21 protein-coding genes, 4 tRNA genes and 1 pseudogene are annotated in these 18,667 nt (G+C 67.6%); 19 read left to right on the top strand and 7 right to left on the bottom strand.

The window, feature by feature from the left end; translation table 11 throughout:
* Window positions 1-99: 99 nt before the first annotated feature.
* Genes ACE11G_RS15055 through ACE11G_RS15040 form a run of 4 tightly spaced genes read left to right on the top strand, consistent with a single transcriptional unit; the run spans window position 100 to window position 3,404 of the window.
* The gene (locus ACE11G_RS15055; protein WP_006894351.1) at window positions 100-1,170 is read left to right on the top strand and encodes an enoyl-CoA hydratase/isomerase family protein; all 1,071 of its coding nucleotides are present in this window, start codon (window positions 100-102) and stop codon (window positions 1,168-1,170) included.
* Window positions 1,171-1,213: 43 nt separating this feature from the next.
* A complete protein-coding gene (locus ACE11G_RS15050) occupies window positions 1,214-1,990 on the top strand; it encodes an enoyl-CoA hydratase (RefSeq protein WP_006894353.1) in 777 nt (258 codons plus the stop codon).
* 22 nt (window positions 1,991-2,012) lie between these two features.
* Complete coding sequence (locus ACE11G_RS15045) at window positions 2,013-2,705, top strand: TetR/AcrR family transcriptional regulator (RefSeq protein WP_006894354.1); 693 nt, start codon at window positions 2,013-2,015, stop codon at window positions 2,703-2,705.
* Between the two features lie 42 nt (window positions 2,706-2,747).
* Window positions 2,748-3,404 carry a PaaI family thioesterase gene (locus ACE11G_RS15040; protein WP_006894355.1) on the top strand — a complete coding sequence of 219 codons (657 nt, stop codon included), beginning with the start codon at window positions 2,748-2,750 and terminating at the stop codon, window positions 3,402-3,404.
* 16 nt (window positions 3,405-3,420) lie between these two features.
* Here ACE11G_RS15040 and ACE11G_RS15035 read toward each other — a convergent pair whose 3' ends face one another.
* A complete protein-coding gene (locus tag ACE11G_RS15035) occupies window positions 3,421-4,671 on the bottom strand; it encodes a trans-acting enoyl reductase family protein (protein ID WP_006894357.1) in 1,251 nt (416 codons plus the stop codon).
* Between the two features lie 95 nt (window positions 4,672-4,766).
* Complete coding sequence (locus ACE11G_RS15030) at window positions 4,767-5,021, bottom strand: hypothetical protein (RefSeq protein WP_375004191.1); 255 nt, start codon at window positions 5,019-5,021, stop codon at window positions 4,767-4,769.
* Here ACE11G_RS15030 and ACE11G_RS15025 point away from each other — a divergent pair.
* A pseudogene (locus ACE11G_RS15025) lies at window positions 4,918-6,419 on the top strand (DUF222 domain-containing protein). The gene ACE11G_RS15030 and the pseudogene ACE11G_RS15025 overlap by 104 nt on opposite strands.
* On the opposite strand, the gene ACE11G_RS15020 reads toward ACE11G_RS15025, so the two are convergent.
* Complete coding sequence (locus tag ACE11G_RS15020) at window positions 6,356-6,973, bottom strand: class I SAM-dependent methyltransferase (RefSeq protein ID WP_045538047.1); 618 nt, start codon at window positions 6,971-6,973, stop codon at window positions 6,356-6,358. The pseudogene ACE11G_RS15025 and the gene ACE11G_RS15020 overlap by 64 nt on opposite strands.
* Before the next feature lie 95 nt (window positions 6,974-7,068).
* Between ACE11G_RS15020 and menD the strand changes: the two genes are divergently transcribed.
* The 3 genes from menD to ACE11G_RS15005 are packed head-to-tail and all read left to right on the top strand — an operon-like array spanning window position 7,069 to window position 9,918.
* Complete coding sequence (menD, locus tag ACE11G_RS15015) at window positions 7,069-8,754, top strand: 2-succinyl-5-enolpyruvyl-6-hydroxy-3-cyclohexene-1-carboxylic-acid synthase (RefSeq protein ID WP_045538049.1); 1,686 nt, start codon at window positions 7,069-7,071, stop codon at window positions 8,752-8,754.
* Entirely contained in the window at window positions 8,751-9,179 is a 429-nt protein-coding gene (locus ACE11G_RS15010) for a hypothetical protein (RefSeq protein ID WP_006894363.1), read from the top strand. Before menD ends, ACE11G_RS15010 begins: the two co-directional genes overlap by 4 nt.
* Window positions 9,180-9,189: 10 nt before the next feature.
* On the top strand, window positions 9,190-9,918 hold the full coding sequence (locus ACE11G_RS15005; RefSeq protein WP_006894365.1) for a demethylmenaquinone methyltransferase: 729 nt from the start codon (window positions 9,190-9,192) through the stop codon (window positions 9,916-9,918).
* A gap of 12 nt (window positions 9,919-9,930) precedes the next feature.
* Here the strand turns inward: ACE11G_RS15005 and ACE11G_RS15000 are convergent, their stop codons facing one another.
* Window positions 9,931-11,190: a geranylgeranyl reductase family protein gene (locus ACE11G_RS15000; RefSeq protein WP_045538051.1), complete on the bottom strand. Its 1,260-nt coding sequence runs from the start codon at window positions 11,188-11,190 to the stop codon at window positions 9,931-9,933.
* 98 nt (window positions 11,191-11,288) lie between these two features.
* Here ACE11G_RS15000 and ACE11G_RS14995 point away from each other — a divergent pair, with 98 nt between their 5' ends.
* Together ACE11G_RS14995 and htpX are read left to right on the top strand one after the other, a co-directional pair.
* Window positions 11,289-12,308 (top strand): polyprenyl synthetase family protein, encoded by a 1,020-nt coding sequence (locus ACE11G_RS14995; RefSeq protein WP_006894368.1) that lies wholly within the window; start codon window positions 11,289-11,291, stop codon window positions 12,306-12,308.
* 127 nt (window positions 12,309-12,435) lie between these two features.
* Window positions 12,436-13,305: a zinc metalloprotease HtpX gene (gene htpX / locus ACE11G_RS14990; protein ID WP_045538053.1), complete on the top strand. Its 870-nt coding sequence runs from the start codon at window positions 12,436-12,438 to the stop codon at window positions 13,303-13,305.
* On the opposite strand, the gene ACE11G_RS14985 is transcribed toward htpX, so the two are convergent.
* The 3 genes from ACE11G_RS14985 to ACE11G_RS14975 form a co-directional block, all read right to left on the bottom strand.
* On the bottom strand, window positions 13,293-13,763 hold the full coding sequence (locus tag ACE11G_RS14985) for a hypothetical protein (RefSeq protein ID WP_006894372.1): 471 nt from the start codon (window positions 13,761-13,763) through the stop codon (window positions 13,293-13,295). The genes htpX and ACE11G_RS14985 overlap by 13 nt on opposite strands.
* A gap of 1 nt (window position 13,764) precedes the next feature.
* The gene (locus tag ACE11G_RS14980) at window positions 13,765-13,974 is read right to left on the bottom strand and encodes a helix-turn-helix transcriptional regulator (protein ID WP_045538055.1); all 210 of its coding nucleotides are present in this window, start codon (window positions 13,972-13,974) and stop codon (window positions 13,765-13,767) included.
* Between the two features lie 77 nt (window positions 13,975-14,051).
* Window positions 14,052-14,543, bottom strand: coding sequence for a YajQ family cyclic di-GMP-binding protein (locus ACE11G_RS14975; RefSeq protein WP_006894373.1), 492 nt, complete (start codon window positions 14,541-14,543; stop codon window positions 14,052-14,054).
* Window positions 14,544-14,669: 126 nt separating this feature from the next.
* On the opposite strand from ACE11G_RS14975, the gene ACE11G_RS14970 reads away from it, so the two are divergent.
* The 9 genes from ACE11G_RS14970 to rplK all read left to right on the top strand — a co-directional run bounded on the left by ACE11G_RS14970 (window position 14,670) and on the right by rplK (window position 18,564).
* Window positions 14,670-14,750: transfer RNA gene (locus ACE11G_RS14970), tRNA-Tyr, on the top strand.
* A gap of 122 nt (window positions 14,751-14,872) precedes the next feature.
* Window positions 14,873-14,945 (top strand) — tRNA-Thr (locus ACE11G_RS14965).
* 36 nt (window positions 14,946-14,981) lie between these two features.
* Window positions 14,982-15,055: transfer RNA gene (locus tag ACE11G_RS14960), tRNA-Met, on the top strand.
* An 81-nt stretch (window positions 15,056-15,136) separates the two neighbouring features.
* On the top strand, window positions 15,137-15,304 hold the full coding sequence (gene rpmG / locus ACE11G_RS14955; protein ID WP_006894375.1) for a 50S ribosomal protein L33: 168 nt from the start codon (window positions 15,137-15,139) through the stop codon (window positions 15,302-15,304).
* Window positions 15,305-15,504: 200 nt separating this feature from the next.
* Window positions 15,505-16,590, top strand: a complete 1,086-nt coding sequence (locus ACE11G_RS14950) for a fused (3R)-hydroxyacyl-ACP dehydratase subunits HadA/HadB (protein ID WP_006894377.1) — start codon at window positions 15,505-15,507, stop codon at window positions 16,588-16,590.
* A 147-nt stretch (window positions 16,591-16,737) separates the two neighbouring features.
* Window positions 16,738-16,810 (top strand) — tRNA-Trp (locus ACE11G_RS14945).
* A 39-nt stretch (window positions 16,811-16,849) separates the two neighbouring features.
* On the top strand, window positions 16,850-17,233 hold the full coding sequence (gene secE, locus ACE11G_RS14940; RefSeq protein WP_006894379.1) for a preprotein translocase subunit SecE: 384 nt from the start codon (window positions 16,850-16,852) through the stop codon (window positions 17,231-17,233).
* A 55-nt stretch (window positions 17,234-17,288) separates the two neighbouring features.
* Window positions 17,289-18,038 carry a transcription termination/antitermination protein NusG gene (nusG, locus tag ACE11G_RS14935; RefSeq protein ID WP_045538057.1) on the top strand — a complete coding sequence of 250 codons (750 nt, stop codon included), beginning with the start codon at window positions 17,289-17,291 and terminating at the stop codon, window positions 18,036-18,038.
* A 91-nt stretch (window positions 18,039-18,129) separates the two neighbouring features.
* Entirely contained in the window at window positions 18,130-18,564 is a 435-nt protein-coding gene (gene rplK / locus ACE11G_RS14930; protein ID WP_006894383.1) for a 50S ribosomal protein L11, read from the top strand.
* The last annotated feature ends 103 nt before the right edge of the window (window positions 18,565-18,667 follow it).

Here is an 18,667-nt window from a genome sequence, read left to right as displayed (position 1 = left end):
CCTCCATCTTCTATTACCGATGTTCAGATGCTAGGTTCCAAACTGAGTGTCACTCCGATTTCTCGCGGAGGACGTGTCGATCAAGAAGCAGGAGGCTCGATGAACCAGCCCGTCGTGGTGTCGCAGGAAGGCGGCGTCGGCCGGTTGATCCTCAACCGCCCGAAGGCCATCAACGCCCTGAACGACGAGATGGTGGATCTGATGTCGGCCGCGCTGCGTAAGTGGCGCGAGGACGAGGCGGTGAAGGCGGTGGTGCTCTCCGGCGCCGGCGAGCGCGGACTGTGCGCCGGTGGCGACATCGTGTCGATTCACCGCGACGCCAAGGCACTCGTCGATGCCGGCGCCGGCGACGCAGAGGCTACGGCCTGCCCGTCGGCGGTGTTCTGGCGCGAGGAGTACCAGCTCAATTCCGAGATCGCGAAGTTCCCCAAGCCGTACGTCGCGCTGATGGACGGGATCGTCATGGGCGGCGGTGTCGGCGTCTCCGCACACGCCAACACCCGCGTGGTCACCGACCGTACCCGGCTCGCGATGCCGGAGACCGGTATCGGCTTCGTCCCCGACGTCGGAGGCACGCACCTTCTCTCGCAGATTCCGGACCGACTCGGCGTGTACCTGGGCCTCACGGCGGCCTCGATCAACGGCGCCGATGCCATCGCCCTCGGCATCGCGGACCATTACGTCCCCGCCGCAGATCTCGACGCCTTCGTCAAGGCCGTCTCCGCGACCACCGTCGACGAGGCGCTGGCCACCTACGCCCAGAAGCCGCCCGCGTCCGATCTGTACGCCCAGCGCGACTGGATCAACGAGGCCTTCGCCGCCGACAGCGTCGCCGAGATCGTCCGCCGCTGCGAGGCCGTCGGCACCGAAGCGGCGGAGAAGGCGGCCGCGACGCTCCGGGCCAAGAGCCCGACGACCCTCGCGGTGACGCTGCGGGCGCTCCGCAACCCGCTGCCGACTCTCGACGAGGCGCTCGCCCGCGAATACCGGGTGTCGGTGCGATGCGTCCGCAGCCACGACATGGCCGAGGGGATCCGGGCGCAGGTGATCGACAAGGACCGCAATCCGTCGTGGAGTCCCGCGGAGATCGGCGACGTCACCGAGGCCGACGTGGACGCCTTCTTCGCGCCGCTGCCCGAGGGGCTCGAACTCACCATTGTGAACCCGTGAACCTCATGCCCGACCGCACCCGACAGCCATTGGAGAACCGCAGATGACCGAGTACCAGACCATCCTCACCGAGACCGACGGCCGCGTCGCCGTCATCACCCTGAACCGTCCCAAGGCCCTCAACGCGCTGAACACCGAACTGATGGGCGAAGTGGTTGCGGCCGTGCGCGGCTTCGACGCGGACCCGGAGATCGGCGCCATCGTCATCACCGGCTCGGAGAAGGCCTTCGCCGCAGGCGCCGACATCAAGGAGATGCAGTCGAAGAGCTTCAGCGAGGTGGTCGGCCAGCAGTTCTTCGGCGCGTGGGACGAACTGTCGCGCACCCGCACTCCGATCATCGCGGCGGTTGCGGGCTACGCGCTCGGCGGCGGCTGCGAGTTGGCCATGCTCTGCGACATCATCATCGCCGGCGAGAACGCCAGGTTCGGTCAGCCCGAGATCAACCTCGGCGTGATCCCCGGGATCGGCGGATCGCAGCGACTCACCCGAGCAGTCGGCAAGGCCAAGGCGATGGACCTGGTCCTCACCGGGCGGCAGATGAAGGTTGACGAGGCGGAGCGGGCGGGTCTGGTGTCGCGCGTGGTTCCGACCGACGAGGTGGTCAGCACCGCTCGCGAGGTCGCGGCGACCATCGCGAGCAAGTCGTTCATCGCGGCGTCGTACGGCAAGGAAGCGGTGAACCGCGCGTTCGAGTCGAGCCTCACCGAAGGCGTCCGCGCCGAGCGGAGCCTGTTCTACTCGCTGTTCGCCACCGCCGATCAGACCGAGGGCATGGCGGCCTTCGTGGAGAAGCGGGAACCGGAATTCAAGCACCGCTGATGCGCGAGACGGGACCGGCGTCGTGACGGCGGCGCGGGGGCAGGCCGGATCGAAGAGCGACCGCACGCGCAGCGCCGTGCGTGCGGCCGCCGCGGAGTGCTTCGCGGAGTCGGGCTTTCAGGCGGCTACCACCGCCGAGATCGCCCGGCGTGCGGGAGTGTCGGAGGGCACCGTCTTCCTGCACTACTCCAGCAAACTCGGCCTGCTCACCGCCGTCACCCGGGAGTTCTACGAGGGGCTGCAGGGCCAGGCCGAGGCGGTTCTGGCGCAGGACGGCGCGACGCCGTCGGAACTGCTGCGCCGACTGGTCCACGATTGGTGTGCGGTGATGGCGACGCAGTGGGACCTGGTGCAGGTGTACATCCACACCGCCCAGGCGTTTCCCGGCACGGAGCTGGCGTCGGTCGTCATCGATTCCAACCGCCGCTACACGAGGCTGTACACCGCGGTCATCGACGACATGAAGCGGTGCGGAGAAGTGGACGCCTCGCTTCCGTCGGCGCTGGCGCGCGACATGATCTTCGGGACGCTGGAGCACAGCGCGCGCGGCCAGCGATACGCCGGGCGTCCGGTGCACACGGCAGATGTGGGACGGCAGATCGTCGATCTGCTGATCGGCGCCGGCCACGCCGACGCCCGGCGGTCGTCCGACGACGAGAGGCTCGCTCGTATCGAGACCAAGATCGACAGGCTGCTGTCGCAGGGAGAAGTCTGAGCCGACCACAGGAGGCGGTCGCGCGGAAGATACGGTGAAACGATGACGGGCGCAACCGAACAGCAGTCGAGCACAGAGGCGTCGGAGACGTCACCGCACCAGGGCGGGTTCCGCGCCGACTTCGAGGTCACGACCGAACGCGGGGGACCGAGCTACGGCGAGATGGTCGAGCAGGTCCGCACGTTCATGGACAAGGTGCGGTACGCGTCGCCGACCCCCGAGTTGGCCGACGAGGTGATCGAGGACCTCAAGAAGCTCAACGCCAAGCTCGACACGACCCTCGTCGACGAGTGGACGTCACCGTCGGGGACCCGGATCGACCTGCCGTCGCGAGGCAACATCACCCTGCCGCCGTACGAGGTGCGCAACGGTGGGCCGGAGGGGGTGGACGCGGAGGTGATCTTCCGGCGGTTCCATCTCGGAGGCAACGGTGTGGCGCACGGAGGGCACGTCGCGGTCGCCTTCGACGACCTCGGTGGCATGGCTGCGGCTCTGCGAGCCGGCCGGCCGGCGCGGACCGCCTATCTGACGGTGAACTACCGGTCACTGACTCCGTTGGAGACGCCCCTCGTGCTGCGCACCTGGGTGCACGAACACGACGGTCGCAAGAACTTCGTCCGCGGCACGCTGCATGACGGCGACCGCCTGTGCGCGGAGATGGACGCACTCTTCATCGAGCTGAGGCCCGGTCAGGCGTAGCCGCGACGGGTCGGGCTCACGCCTTCAGTTCGTGCGCCTCGACGACGAAACCCGCCGCCTGCAAGCGATCGATCAACACATCGCCCATCGCCACCGCGGGGGTCAGGACGCCGGCGCGGTCGGGGAGCCGATCACGATCCAGAGCGAGAGCCAGCGATGCCTCGCCGAGCATCACGGCGGTCGCCTTGTATCCGGGGTCGCCGTGCGCGCGCATCTGTGAGCGATACCGGCGTCCGGTGGTCGTGGTGGTGAAGGTCTGGGTGACGAAGTTGCCCGTCTCGCGGGACTTCTCTCCGGGGCCGCTGCCGGGCTTGGGGAGCACCATGTCGAGGACCTTGCGGGTGGGCGCGAAGCTCATCGCGCCGAGGAATGCTCCGGTTCCGACGGTGACGATCCCGGCCAGTGCGGCCGACAGGCCGGGCACGCCGCCGACCGACATCGTCTCCTGGTAGCGGAACGCGTCACCGTACGCACCGTCGAGAAGGTAGTTCGAACGACGCACCACGCGGGTGTTGTAAGACGACATGAAGAACGGTGCGAGCGTGCCCCGCAGGCTCGGGTCGACCTTCTTCGCGTCGACCGGCGTCATATCGCTGGGCTCGGAGTTGAGGCCCGCGCGCGGAGTCTCACCCGACCCGCCGGAGAGTGCCTGCGGGTTCATGATCAGGCTTCTGGTCTCCGCGTCTTTCGCCATCTCTGCGATCACCCGGACCGAGTCGACCGTTCCGCCGGAGACGCCGCCGCGCAGCGACGTCACCACCATGGTGGTGTCGGTCATCTCGCCCGCGCCGTCTTCGGCGATCGTTCGGTGCAGCAGATACGCGCCGAGGTCGGACGGGACCGAATCGAATCCGCAGGAATGCACGATCCGCGCGCCGGACGCGGTGGCCAGTTCGTCGGCCTTGTCGATGGAGTGCCGGACGAACGGGACCTCGCCGGTGAGGTCGACGTAGTCGGTGCCTGCGGTCGCAGCAGCGATCACGAGATTCTCGCCGTAGCGCAGGTACGGACCCACCGTGGTGCAGACCACCTGCGTACGTGCGCACATCGCATCTAGCGACGACGGCGAGTCCGAGTCGGCCACGATCAGCGGCCAGTCGCGCGCGCGCTCGCCGAGGCGTCGTCGCACCGCGGCGAGTTTGGTCTCCGACCTCCCGGCGAGAGCGATGCGAGTGCTCGCCGGTGCATGGTCGGCGAGGTACTGGGCGGTGAGCTCACCGACGAAACCGGTGGCTCCAAACACGACGACGTCGAATTCGCGACTCATGGGGTCGACCCTACTGGCATCCCGACCGCCGACACGGTATCTACACCGCCGGCACGAACCATCCGCTTGCCTGTTCGATTCATCGATCCGTTGTGTCATACCCGATTGGTAGTGTTCTGGTAGGTCAAGAAAATATGGTGTGACCAGCTGAAACACTCGGGGGAGGTGACAGCGATGACCGATCCGTTCACTGATTCGGTCGCGACTGTCGTCGCCATTGGTGCGCTGCCGGACCAGCCCGCGGAGTTGTTGGCGTTGATCGATGCCGCGGCGGTCAAACTCGCCGAGACCTCGCTGTCGCCGGAGACCGAACCGGAACTGCTGGCGCACACGCAGACCGCCGAACGCATTCGGCGACGCTGGGACGGCGTCTCCGCGGCGCTGCTGGTGGAGGTCTCCGACCGCAACGCGCACCGCACCGCCGGCTACCTGAATCCGCATCAATACCTGTCGCAAGGGCTGCGGCTGGGAACCCGGGAGGCGGGTCGGCGGTTGCGGATGGCTGAGACCATCGGCGAGTTCTCCAACTTTCAAGGTGAAACCCTGCCTCCCCGCAAGCCCGCCACCGCCGCGTCGGTGGCGGCCGGGACTGTCGGCGCCGAACACGCGTTGGTGATCTCCGCGGTGCTGGCGAAAGTACCGGGCTGCATCTCGCCGGAGGTCAAAGCGCGTGCCGAGGCGGAGTTGGCCGACGCAGCCGTCGGGTTGAATCCGGATGATCTGGGCAAGGTCGGTGACCGCCTGCTCGCTCACCTGGACCCCGACGGGCAGGAGAGCGATCACGTCGACCGGCAACGCCGACGCGGAATCACCATCCTCCCGCAAGACCGACAACTCATGAGCAAAGTCCGCGGCGCCATGACCCCGGAACTACGCGCCAAGTTCGAAGTCATCCTCACCGCCTGGGCCGCACCCGGCATGAACAACCCCGCCGACCCCGACTCACTGACTGGAACCATCAACGCCGACGGCATCGACGCCGAGGCTCTCGCCGCGGCGCGGGGCCGGGATCTGCGCAGTGCCGCTCAGCGCACGCACGACGCGCTGCTGGCCCTGTGCGATTACGTTCTCGCCCGCGGCGGACTGGGTGCACCGAACCGGATACCGGCCGAACTCGTCATCACCGTCACCGATCAGGATCTCGCCGCGCATGCCGGAATCGCGTTGACCGCGACAGGTAGCCGTGTTCCGATCGGTGAACTCGTGCGGCTCGCTGCCGAGGCTGTGCCGCACCTGGCGGTCTTCCGGAATCACACCAGCGAGGTCCTCTACCAGGGCCGTGGGGTTCGGTTTGCGAGTAAGGCGCAGCGGTTGGCGTTGTTCGCCCGCGCGACCGCGGTTGCACCGCCCCCGGCTGCGACCGCCCCTTCGCCCAAACTCAAGCCCATCACGCACCGGACTGGATCACCCCGGCCGGACGCACCGACATCGACGCCCTCGGCGCCGCGTGCGGGCGCCACAACCGCGCCGTCGGCACCAACCGCGGCCAATGGGAAACCACCATCCTCACCGACGGACCCCACACCGGACGCATGGCCTGGCGACCAGCCACCACCGACCACCCCTGGCGCCTCAACCCCATCCACCACGCAGGACAAGCACGGCACCTGCACCCGCGAGAACGGCATCGGCAAGAATCGGGCCCACCACCGGAAAGACCTTCGGAACCCGGCGGACCCGCGAGCTACCGATTCCGGGCCCAGCCGAGCGAGAACGCCGCGAAGGGCTTCGGCGCCGCGTCGGCGTAAAAGGAGTCGAGCGCCACGATCTCCCAGCCCGCCTCGGCCAACATTGCGGGGATGTCGCGGGTCAGGTGGCATCCTCCGCCGAGACGCTTCTGGATCGGCTCCAGCCGGCGCTGCCATCGGCGTACGCCGGGGTCCGGAGCCCTGCCGTGCTCGAGGAAGGCGAGAATCCCGCCGGGTTTGACGACCCGTCGCAGCTCCGCGAGCGCCACGGGGAGTTCCGGAATGGTGCACATGGTGAACGTCGACAACGCCGAGTCGAACGAATCGTCGTCGAAGGGCAGCCGCTGCCCGTCCAGACCACCCCGCTCGATCGGCACGGACGACGCCGCGACCCGCGCGGCCCCGAGCAGCCAACCGGTATCACTCGGCTCCACCGCGGCGACACGCCTCACATCCGCCGGATACCGGCCGACGTTGAAGCCGGACCCGAAACCGATCTCCACCACATCGCCGGACAGCGGCTCGCAGGCCCGGCGCCGCAGATCGTCCATCGCGGGCATCCCGCAGGTCTTGACGATGATCCGCGGCAGCACGTGCTCGGAGTAGAAGCCCATGTGCCGACGATATTTCATGGCCGCTTCCGGAGGGCGCGGAGTCGGAGCCGACCTTCGGATCGGCTGCCTCGTCCCGGCGCATAGGGTCTATATCCATGAACCCGTCCACCCTGCAGGCGCGTGTGATCGTCGACGAACTGATCCGCGGCGGTGTCACCGAGGCCGTGCTGTGCCCGGGATCGCGGAACGCGCCGCTGGCCTTCGCGCTGCATGCGGCTGACACGCAGGGCCGCCTTCGGCTCCATGTCCGCATCGACGAGCGGTCGGCCGGATACCTCGCGCTCGGATTGGCCGTGGCCTCCGGCCGCCCGGTGCCGATTGTGATGACTTCCGGCACCGCCGTCGCGAACACCGGGCCCGCCGTCTTCGAAGCGAACTACGCGCGGGTGCCGTTGGTCGTGATCAGCGCCAACCGGCCGTACGAGCTTCTGGGCTCGGGCGCCAATCAGACCATCGAGCAGTTCGGCATGTTCGGCACCCAGGTGCGCGCCGCCATCAGCCTCGGGCTCGCGGAGGAAGACCTCGACACCAACTCCCAGTGGCGGTCGGCGGTGGGCCGGGTCCTCGCATCTGCGCGCGGCGCGCGCACCGGCAACGCCGGGCCGGTGCAGTTCGACATCCCGCTGCGCGAGCCGCTGGTGCCCGACGCGGGGGACCTTCCGGACACCGACCTCTCGGTCCTGGACGACGGACGTTTCGCCGGGCGCCCCGGCGACGCTCCGTGGACCCACGCGCCGGTCGGCAAGCTCGACATCCCCCTGGAGATCGACCTCTCGCGCGACACCGTCGTGGTGTCCGGGCACGGCGCCGGAGTTCATCCCGAACTGGCAGCGCTGCCGACCGTCGCCGAGCCGACCGCGCCGAGCGCGGCGAACCCCCTGCACCCGCTCGCACTCGGCAAGCTGAGACCGAAACAGGCGATCATCTGCGGGCGCCCGACTCTGCACCGCTCCGTGTCGAGGCTGCTCGCCGATCCGTCGGTGGAGGTATTCGCGCTGACCACCGGCCCGCGGTGGCCCGACGTGTCCGGCAACGTGGTCGCAACCGGCACCCGGGCGGTGGCCACCGGTGATCCCCGGCAGACATGGCTCGACGAGGCCGCGCGAGTCAACAACCTGGTGGAGCAGGCGGTGACGACCGAGCTCGACGCCTCACACCAGAGCACGGGTCTACACGTGGCTCGGGCCGTCGCCGCCGCGATGACGCCCGGCGACACGCTCGTGGTCGGTGCGTCGAACCCGATCCGGGACATCGCGCTCGCGGGCACCGTCGCCGACGGAGTCAAGGTGATGTCCAATCGCGGGGTCGCCGGCATCGACGGAACCAACGCCACCGCGATAGGCGCGGCCCTGGCCCGCGGACGGACCGTCGCGCTGATGGGCGACCTCACGTTCATCCACGACGCCACCGGTCTCGTCATCGGCCCGGATGAGCCGCGCCCCGCCGATCTGCGCATCGTGGTCGCGAACGACGACGGCGGCGGCATCTTCGGCCTCCTGGAACAGGGCGATCCGCGTTTCGCGCGCGACGCCTACCTCGGCGTCTACGACCGGATCTTCGGCACCCCGCACCGCACCGACCTCGCCGCGATGTGCGCGGGATTCAACATCGGCCACCGCCGCGTGCGACTCGACGAGCTGTCCGACGCTCTCACCGGCCCCGCGCCCGAGGGCGGCATCGAAGTTCTCGAGGTGCGCACCAACCGTGACGGTCTGCGCGAACTCCACGCCCGGATCGCCGCCGGGCTCGACGCGGCACCCGACTATCCTGAGCAGTCATGACCCGGACAGTGCAGCGGCGCATTCAGATCGCGCTGGTGGCCGTCGGCGTCGTGGTGAGTCTCATCGGCGCGGTCATCATCGCCGGCGCCTACCGCAACGACTCGAAGATCGACGCCAACAAGGCCACCGCCGTCGCCGAGGTGATCTCCGCCGACCGCCTGCACGCCGCCGTCAACTTCGTGACCCCGGACGGGGTACTGCGCAACCCCAAACTAGGCCTGCTGTACCCCACGCATCTGTCCACCGGGCAGCGCATCCTCGTCGACTACGACACCACCGATCCCGACAACCTCGCCCGGCCGGTCGGCCGCGATGCCCAGTTGTCGATCGTCCCCGCACTGTCGGTGATCGCCGCGGGCTGGGCGGTGGTGATCGTCCTCATGGTCGGGGTGGCCGAGACCGGGCGCCGCACACGCCGCGATTAGGCTGGACTCCATGACAGACAGCACCGACCACGGCGCCGGAACGCGCGCGAGCCTCGAGAAGGAGCCGTCCGAGGTCGCCGAGATGTTCGACGGCGTCGCACGCCGCTACGACCTGACGAACACGGTGCTCTCATTCGGTCAGGACCGGCTCTGGCGGCGCAACACCCGCCGCGCGCTCGACCTGAAGCCGCGCGACGTGGTCCTGGACCTCGCCGCGGGCACCGCCGTGTCCACCGTCGAACTCGCGGCCTCGGGTGCCACGTGCATCGCCGCCGACTTCTCACTCGGCATGCTCCGAGCAGGAGCGAACCGCAAGGTGCCGAAGGTGGCCGCGGACGCGCTGCACCTGCCCTTCGCGGACGCCTCCTTCGACGCCGCGACCATCTCATTCGGTCTCCGTAACGTCAACGACGTGCCCCTGGCCCTGTCAGAACTCAATCGGGTGCTCAAGCCCGGCGGCCGGCTCGTGATCTGCGAGTTCTCCACTCCGACGCTCAAGCCCTTCCGCACGGTCTACATGGAGTACCTGATGAAGGCGCTGCCCGCCGTCGCCACGAAGGTGTCGAGCAATCCCGCCGCGTACGTCTACCTCGCCGAGTCGATTCGCGCGTGGCCGGACCAGGCCGCTCTCGCGTCGATGATCGGCGACGCCGGATTCGGCGAGGTCACCTGGCAGAACCAGACCGGCGGAATCGTGGCGATCCACCGGGGCGTGAAGAGCGCGCAACCCGCCGCGTGAGTCCCGGACCGGTCAGCTGAACGGCGGCCGGTCCTCCAGAGTCGAAGCGATGCGGCCGGCGCCGCGCCAGGCTCGGGCGATGAGATCGGCGTCGTCCGGGGTCAGTAGATTGCCCATCACGCGCACCACCGCCGACATCAGCCGAGCCGAACGGATCCCGGGCCGGCCGAGCAGCGGCACCGTCTGCGGGACGGTCAGCAGACCCGCGGCCCGGCGCGCCGCGGCGAATGCGACACCGTACTCCGACCGCAGCAGCCCCGGCCACGCGACCGAGTAGTCGTGCTCCGACTCCAGCATGTCGACCGCCAGGGCGGCCGTCTCGATCGCGTAGTCGATCCCCTCGCCGTTGAGCGGATTGACGCACGCGGCGGCGTCACCGATCAGCATCCAATTCGCTCCGGCCACTCCGCTCACCGCTCCGCCCATCGGCAGGAGCGCCGAAGCGATCCGTTGCGGCGCCGACGTCAGCTGCCAGTCACCTGCCACCATCCGCGCATAGTGCTCCACCACCGGGCGCAGAGCCATCGACGCCGGCCGGCCCGCCGTGGCCAGAGCCCCGACCCCGACGTTCACCGTTCCGTCGCCGAGCGGAAAGACCCAGCCGTAACCGGGCAGAAGCGCACCGTCCGGATCGCGGAGCTCGAGATGCGAGCCCATCCATGCGTCGCCGGACCTCCCCGAGTCGACGTACGACCGCGCGGCCACGCCATACGCGGTGTCGCGGTGCCACCGGCGCCCGAGCGACTTTCCGAGCGCCGATCGCACACCGTCCGCCACGATCACGTCCCGCACGCGGATCTGACGCCGTTCACCGTCCCGTCCCACGGTCACCGACTCGATCCGGCCGCCGACCAGCTGCGCGCCGACGGCCTTGGCCCCGGACACCATCCGGGCGCCGCGCGAGAGCGCGAAACGGCGGATCGCGTCGTCGAGTTCGGTGCGGGCGATCGCGCTGCCGTACGCGCCGAAACGGTCGGCGGCCGGCCAGTCGACCCGCTGCCGTGCGCCCCAGCCGTTGAGCTCCAGGCCCCGGATGCGGGGACGGCCGTCGAGCAGAGCGCTCATGCCGAGCCGGTGCAGGCCGGTCACCGCCCTCGGCGTCAGCCCGTCGCCGCACGTCTTGTCCCTGGGGAAGACCGCCGCGTCGAGCAGCACCACATCCGATCCGCGGGCCGCGGCATGGGCTGCGGCCGCCGCACCGGCGGGTCCGGCGCCCACCACCAGAAGGTCGGCGGAATCGGGAACGGCTTCGCCGGGCGTCGCGCTTGTCACCCGACCAGTATGTCTGTCGCCGTGAGCAGTTACGCTTCTGGTGTCGCCGAACGACGAATCCGCGGCGTTCGGATCACCGATGGGATTGGGCCAAACACGTGAAGTCCACTTTTGCCGGACTGGACCTCGGGACCGGCGAGTTCGCCGGGCAGGTGCAGGAGTCGCTTCAGCGCGTCGAGGATCTGTTGATCAGCGAGCTGTCGTCAGGGGACGACATCCTGGTCGAAGCCGCCACCCATCTGGCCAAGGCCGGTGGCAAGCGGTTCCGTCCGATGTTCGCGATCCTCGCCTCGCACTTCGGTACGACTCCGGGGAGCGACGACGTCATCACCTCGGCCACCGTCATCGAGATGACCCACCTGGCCACCCTGTACCACGATGACGTCATGGACGAGGCCTCCCTGCGCAGGGGAGCGCCGAGCGCCAACGCGCGCTGGTCCAACTCGATCGCGATCCTCGCGGGCGACTTCCTGTTCGCGAGGGCCTCGCACCTGGTGTCGACACTGGGTCCGGAGGCGGTCCGGATCATCGCCGACACCTTCGCCGAACTGGTGACCGGGCAGATGCGTGAGACCGTCGGCGTCAGCGCCGGCGGCGACCCCATCGATCACTATCTCAAGGTGGTGTGGGAGAAGACGGGGTCGCTGATCGCGACCGCCGGGCGCTTCGGCGCGTACACCGCCGGCGCCGACGCGACCACCGTCGACACGCTCGCCCGGCTCGGCGACGTGGTGGGCACCGCATTCCAGGTCTCCGACGACATCATCGACATCGCCTCCGTGAGCGGCGACTCGGGCAAGACGCCCGGCACCGACCTCCGCGAGGGAGTCCACACGCTGCCGGTGCTGCTGGCGCTCGCGGGCGACGGGCCGGGCAGCGAGCGGTTGTCGCAGCTCCTCGTCGACCCGCAGAGCGGAGCGGCACGACCACTCGTCGACGACGGCGAGGTGAACGAGGCCCTGAACCTGCTCGTCGACTCGGCGGGCATGAAGCAGGCCCGCGCTCGCCTGGAGGCGATGGCCGACGAGGCCGACGGGCTCCTCGCCGGTCTGCCCGCGGGACCGGCGAACGACGCTTTCAGCTCACTCGTGCGCTATACGGTCGACCGCGTCGGCTGACCGTCGCGACTCGCGTATTCTTCGCGCGTAGTGACTGCGGTAACGGCTGGAACTATCGGGGTGGTCCTGCACGTTTGCCACTGTGAATGAAGTTCTAAGGACAGTGTTCTTCTGACAGTGAGGTGCCATGCATTTCAACGGCCTCAAGACGGCGGCGTTGATGGGCTTGATGTCCGCGATCATCGTCGGTATCGGTGCGTTGTTCCACAACCCGAACATCCTGGTGTTCTCGGTTCTGCTCGCCGTGGGCACCAACGCCTACGCCTACTTCAACAGCGCGAAGCTGTCGCTGCGGGCGATGCACGCGCAGCCGGTGACCGAGGTGCAGGCGCCTGAGCTCTACCGGATCGTGCGCGACCTCGCCACCCAGGCGCACCAGCCGATGCCCGCGCTCTACATCAGTCCCACCGAGTCGCCGAACGCGTTCGCGACGGGGCGCAATCCCAAGAACGCCGCGGTGTGCTGCACGTCCGGGATCATGCAGTTGCTCGACGAGCGCGAGCTGCGGGCGGTGCTGGGCCACGAGCTCTCCCACGTCTACAACCGCGACATCCTGATCAGTTCCGTCGCCGGCGCGATGGCCGCGGTGATCAGCGGCCTGGCCAACATGGCCATGTGGATGGGAGCGTTCGGCGGCAACCGCGACAACGGGCCCAACCCGCTGGCGATGATCCTGATCGCGATCCTCGGTCCGGTGGCCGCGATGGTGATCCAGATGTCGGTGTCCCGGTCGCGGGAGTACCAGGCCGACGCGTCGGGCGCGGAGCTCACCGGTGATCCGCTGGCGCTCGCATCCGCGCTCTCGAAGATCTCGGGCGGCATCGCCGCCGCACCGCTGCCTCCGACGCCGGATCTGGCGAACCAGTCGCACCTGATGATCGAGAGCCCGTTCCGCCCCGGCGAGAAGCTGTCGCGCCTGTTCTCCACGCACCCGCCGACCGCCGACCGGATCGCGCGGCTCCACGAGATGGCGCGCAACGGCGGTCAGCGGTTCTGATCCTGCTTCCGCTTCGCCGCCCAGCGCCCGACGAGCACCGCGGCGAGGGCCCCGACGACTCCTCCGGCGACGGCCCCGCCGACGCCGTCGCCGGGATCGATTTCGGCGATGACGGCTGTGGCCATCGAGACCGCGCAGCCCCCGAAGTAGCAGCCGATCAGAGCGGTGCGCACCCACGACTCGCCGCCGTAGGCGAGGGCGTGGGCGTCGACGCCGCGAGCCCGGCAGTACCGCTGCCACTCGACCGACGGGATCAGCAGTCCGAGGAAGAAGGCCACGGTGACCCAGGCGGGAACGAACCACGCGGACACCGCGGCCAGCGTCCACAGCAGGATCGTCGCCAGTATGAACACGTAGGCGTAGGCCTCGAGCATCACGGCCCGTTCGCGCTCGTCGCCCCACGAGTCGTCGGTGTTGCGCAGCAGGAGCGCGGGAAGGGTCTTCGTCTGCGGTGACATGTCAGTGCTCCTCGGGTAGCGGAAAAAGCTCTTCGACCGAACTGTTCAAGGTCCGAGCTATCCGAATCGCCAGATACACCGACGGTGCGTAGTCGCCTCGCTCCAGCGAGACCACGGTCTGCCGGCTGACACCCACCGCCGTGGCGAGATCTGCCTGCCGCAGACCGGCTCGAGTGCGTGCCGCCTTCACCGGTGACGGAGTTTCGGGCATGCAAGAAGTCAAGCCGACTTGTCATCAGTGTGTCAAGTCGGCTTGACTCGGGGTCTGTCGCTGACGAGCTGTGAGGGCTAGCGGTAGTTCACGAACTGCAGCGCGATGCCGAAGTCCTCGCCTTTGAGCAATGCGATGACGGCCTGCAGATCGTCGCGCTTCTTCGACGAGACGCGCAGCTCGTCGCCCTGGATCTGAGCCTTGACTCCCTTGGGGCCTTCGTCACGGATCTTCTTCGAGATCTTCTTGGCGTGCTCGGAGTCGATGCCCTGGACCAGCTCTCCGGTGATCTTGAAAGTCTTGCCAGAGGAGACGGGCTCGCCGGCGTCGAACGCCTTGAGGGAGATGTCCCGACGGATCAGTTTCTCCTTGAACACCTCGAGGCCGGCCAGGGCGCGCTCCTCGGCGTCGGAGGTGATCACGATCTTCTCTTCACCGGACCAGTCGATGGTGGTGTTGGTGCCGCGGAAGTCGTAGCGCTGCGAGAGTTCCTTGCCCGCCTGGTTGAGGGCGTTGTCGACCTCCTGGCGGTCGACCTTGCTCACGACGTCAAACGAAGAATCAGCCATGAGAACCAGCCTATCAGCGGTCTGAACAGCAGATTTGCGCGGACATACGGGGTACGTTGTATTCTTCTACCCGTTGCCTTCACCGGCTTCTCCGCGCGAGCGGAGCGGTTTCGTGGACGGCGGCACGGCAGATTGCCCGAGCGGCCAAAGGGAGCGGATTGTAAATCCGTCGCGCAAGCTACATAGGTTCGAATCCTATATCTGCCACTGAGGACTTGCACCGCGCATAATCGGCGTGACCAGCGGTTTTGGTTAAACTGAGAGCGTGTGTGTAACCTCGTTGAGGCTCTTCGGTTACGGACTGTTCGCAGGCTGGACCCGGACGGCACGCCCCCTTAGCTCAGTCGGCAGAGCGTTTCCATGGTAAGGAAAAGGTCGACGGTTCGATTCCGTCAGGGGGCTCGCTTGGTTGTGACCGACTCGGTCGCGGCCGAACAGGGCGGTGTAGCTCAGCTGGTTAGAGCGCACGACTCATAATCGTGAGGTCGGGGGATCGAGTCCCCCCACCGCTACACATACCGCCTGCGCACGGTGGGACCTCGGCCCCCAAGCGTGGGACCGAAGAACTGCAAGACGCGAAAGTAGGCAACAAAGTGGCTTCCTCAACCGATGTGCGGCCGAAGATCACCTTGGCGTGCGAGGTGTGCAAGCACCGCAACTACATCACCAAGAAGAATCGTCGCAACGACCCCGACCGTCTCGAGCTGAAGAAGTTCTGCCCGAACTGCGGTAAGCACGAGACTCACAAGGAGTCGCGCTGAGGCGTCGTCGCTTCCGCGACCCCTCCCGAGCATTTCAACGAGCCGTCTCACTTGGTGAGACGGCTCGTTTGATTTTGTCCGGAGCCGATCGGAGTGGACAATCTTCGTAACGAATCAGTTGCGAATCGTTTTCCCGGAGGCCTTGTTCCACACCGATCGCCGGGGCCGTGCGGCCTGACCGCGCCGAGTGAGGAGACACCGTGACCGGTCAGCTGGAGGACATTCGGGTCGACAACCCACTGGAGGCTGCGCCGATGGGCGATCCGACCGCGGCGGAGGTCGCTGAACACACCAAGTCGATGGTCGGTTTCAAGTACACCGTCGACGACTACTACGAAGTCGGTCGTCAGGACATCCGCAGGCATGCGCGGGCGGTCCAGGACTCCCATCCGGCGTTCTGGGACGAGGCAGAGGCCGCGAAGCTCGGCCACGACACGCTCTTCGCGCACCCGACCTTCGTCTCGGTGCTCGGACTCATCGCGCAACGCAGGCTGTTCGACGACGTGATCACCGGATACGACATGTGGCAGATCATGCAGACCGATCAGCGGCTGATCATGCACCAGCCGATGCGCTTGGGCGACCGGCTGGTCTGCGACGTCTCGCTCGAGTCGTTCCGGCAGTCGATGGGCGCCGACCTGCTCGTCAGCAAGAACATCATCTGGAATCAGCACGAGGAGCCGGTGATGACGACCTTCACCTCGGTGGCCGCCCGACCCTCGGTGGATGTGGATCCGGGACTCGTCGCGAAGCTCAACGAAGTGATGATGCAGGTGGACGTCGATCCCGCGGTCGGGAAGACCGTGCACGGACCGTTCAGCAGGTACGACGAGCCCGACCCGGTGGTGGAGCCCAAGGCGTACGGGGCTATCGACTTCGACACCCTCGAAGTGGGGCAGGAACTCCCGCAGGTCACCAAGACCCTCACGCTCGGAAACCTGGTGAACTACGCGGGCGTCTCGGGCGACCCGAACCCCATCCACTTCTCGCCGGAGGTCGCGGAGGCGGTCGGCCTCGAGAGCGTGGTGGCGCATGGAATGCAGACGATGGGCCTCGGTGCCAGCGTCATCGGCTCGTTCGTCGGAGACCCCGCGGCCATCCACGAGTACAACGTGCGGTTCACCAGTCCGGTCTACGTGCCGGCGGTCGGCGCGGCGCAGGTGGACTTCGGCGGCAAGGTCAAGTCTCTCGACCCGCAGACCCGGCGGGGAGTGATCGCGCTGGTCGCCAAGCAGTCCGGGCGGAAGATCTTCGGCCGCGCGCAGGCGCTGGTGCAGTTCAACTGACGCCGCCCAGTCGGGGCGAGTTGGGGCGAGCGGCAGCTTTGCTCTACACTCATCTGAGTCTGATGCTTCAGAATCACGCGCTGCCTGAGGGTGGCGCGTTGGTTTTGTTAGCCTTGGATCAAAGTGTGGGTCGACGGGCCCGCGCAAAGGGGCGTAGCTCAATTGGCAGAGCAGCGGTCTCCAAAACCGCAGGTTGCAGGTTCAAGTCCTGTCGCCCCTGCCCACCGGGGCACTAGCAGACGAAGGGATCGGTGAGAAGGTGGCCAAGCGAGATCGCAAGGCTTCTTCAGACGTCAACGACGATCTGGTGGTCGACGACGTCGCCCAGTCCGACTCCGCCGAACTGCGTCCCAGCGGCAAGCGCTCCGCGCGCGGCCGTCGGGGTGCCGGCTCTGCGACCGCGGTCGCAGAGCGTACCGCCGAGTCCGCCGCGACCGATACCGGCGTCAGCCGCAATCCGTTCGTCCGCATCTGGACCTTCCTCAAGCAGGTCGTGTCGGAGATGCGGAAGGTGGTGTGGCCGACTCGCAACGAGATGGTCAACTACGTGATCGCCGTCTTCGCGTTCGTCGTGGTGGTCACGGCGTTCATCGCCGGCCTGGACATCGGATTCGCCAAGCTGACCCTGCTGGTGTTCGGCTGACAGGCAACTATTACAGGGCGGCCAGCCCGAGTGACCAACGAAGGAGCGTGGGGCAGTGAGCACCCCGGAGAACGAGATCGAATCGCCGGAGATCGGCGACGAGACCGCCGAGGCCACGCCGGTGGATGTGTCCGCTGACGACGTGAACCAGAACGCCGAGGTCACCGAAGCCGTCGATCCGGTCGCCGAGTTGAAGGCGCAGCTGCGCCGCCTGCCCGGGGAGTGGTACGTCATCCACTCGTACGCGGGCTACGAGAACAAGGTGAAGACCAACCTGGAGACGCGCGTCCAGAACCTGGACGTCGGCGACTACATCTTCCAGGTCGAGGTGCCGACCGAAGAGGTCACCGAGATCAAGAACGGCCAGCCGAAGAAGGTCAACCGCAAGGTGCTTCCCGGCTACATCCTGGTGCGGATGGAACTCAACGACGAATCGTGGAGCGCCGTCCGCAACACCCCGGGAGTGACCGGATTCGTGGGCATGACCTCGCGTCCGTCGCCGCTCTCGATCAAGGAAGTGGTGCAGTTCCTGATGCCGCGCGCCGAGGTCCGCAAGGCGGAGGCCGCCAAGGCCGCCGCGGCTGCGGGCGAGAGCGTCGAGGCCGCTGCCGCCGCCGCGTCGAACCTCGTCGAGGTCGACTTCGAGGTCGGCGAGTCGGTCACCGTCATGGACGGACCGTTCGCGACCCTGCCGGCCTCCATCAGCGAGGTCAACACCGAACAGCGCAAGGTGAAGGTGCTCGTCTCGATCTTCGGTCGTGAGACCCCGGTCGAGCTCGGCTTCAACCAGGTCGAAAAGCTCTGACCTCGCGCCGCAGCCGTCGAGCGCTGTGACCAGAATTGAGACTTCCGCGTATCCAGCGTGCGCGGATCTGTAGGAAAAAGGACAAGAGGACATGCCTCCCAAGAAGAAGAAGATCGCCGGAATCATCAAGCTCCAGATCCAGGCGGGCCAGGCCAACCCGGCGCCGCCCGTGGGGCCGGCGCTTGGTCAGCACGGCGTGAACATCATGGAGTTCTGCAAGGCGTACAACGCCGCGACCGAATCGCAGCGCGGCAACGTGGTGCCGGTCGAGATCTTCGTGTACGAAGACCGCTCGTTCGACTTCAAGCTCAAGACCCCGCCGGCCGCCAAGCTGCTGCTCAAGGCCGCAGGTCTGCAGAAGGGTTCGGGTGAGCCGCACGTCAACAAGGTCGGCAAGGTGACCATGGACCAGGTCCGCGAGATCGCCAAGACCAAGACCGAGGACCTCAACGCCAACGACATCGAGGCGGCCGCCAAGATCATCGCCGGCACCGCGCGTTCGATGGGCATCACGGTCGAGGGCTGAATCCCTCATCCGAGAGACCGATACCTGAAACACCCCGTGGGAGGGCCGCGCTCGGCCCACTAACCACTAACTCCCGCCGATACGGCGGGGAGAAGGAACAGAG

It is taken from the genome of Gordonia sp. PS3, assembly GCF_041950545.1.
Classification (GTDB): domain Bacteria; phylum Actinomycetota; class Actinomycetes; order Mycobacteriales; family Mycobacteriaceae; genus Gordonia; species Gordonia sihwensis.
Note: the sequence above shows the minus strand (reverse complement) of the source record. Positions and strands in the feature narration are given on the sequence as shown.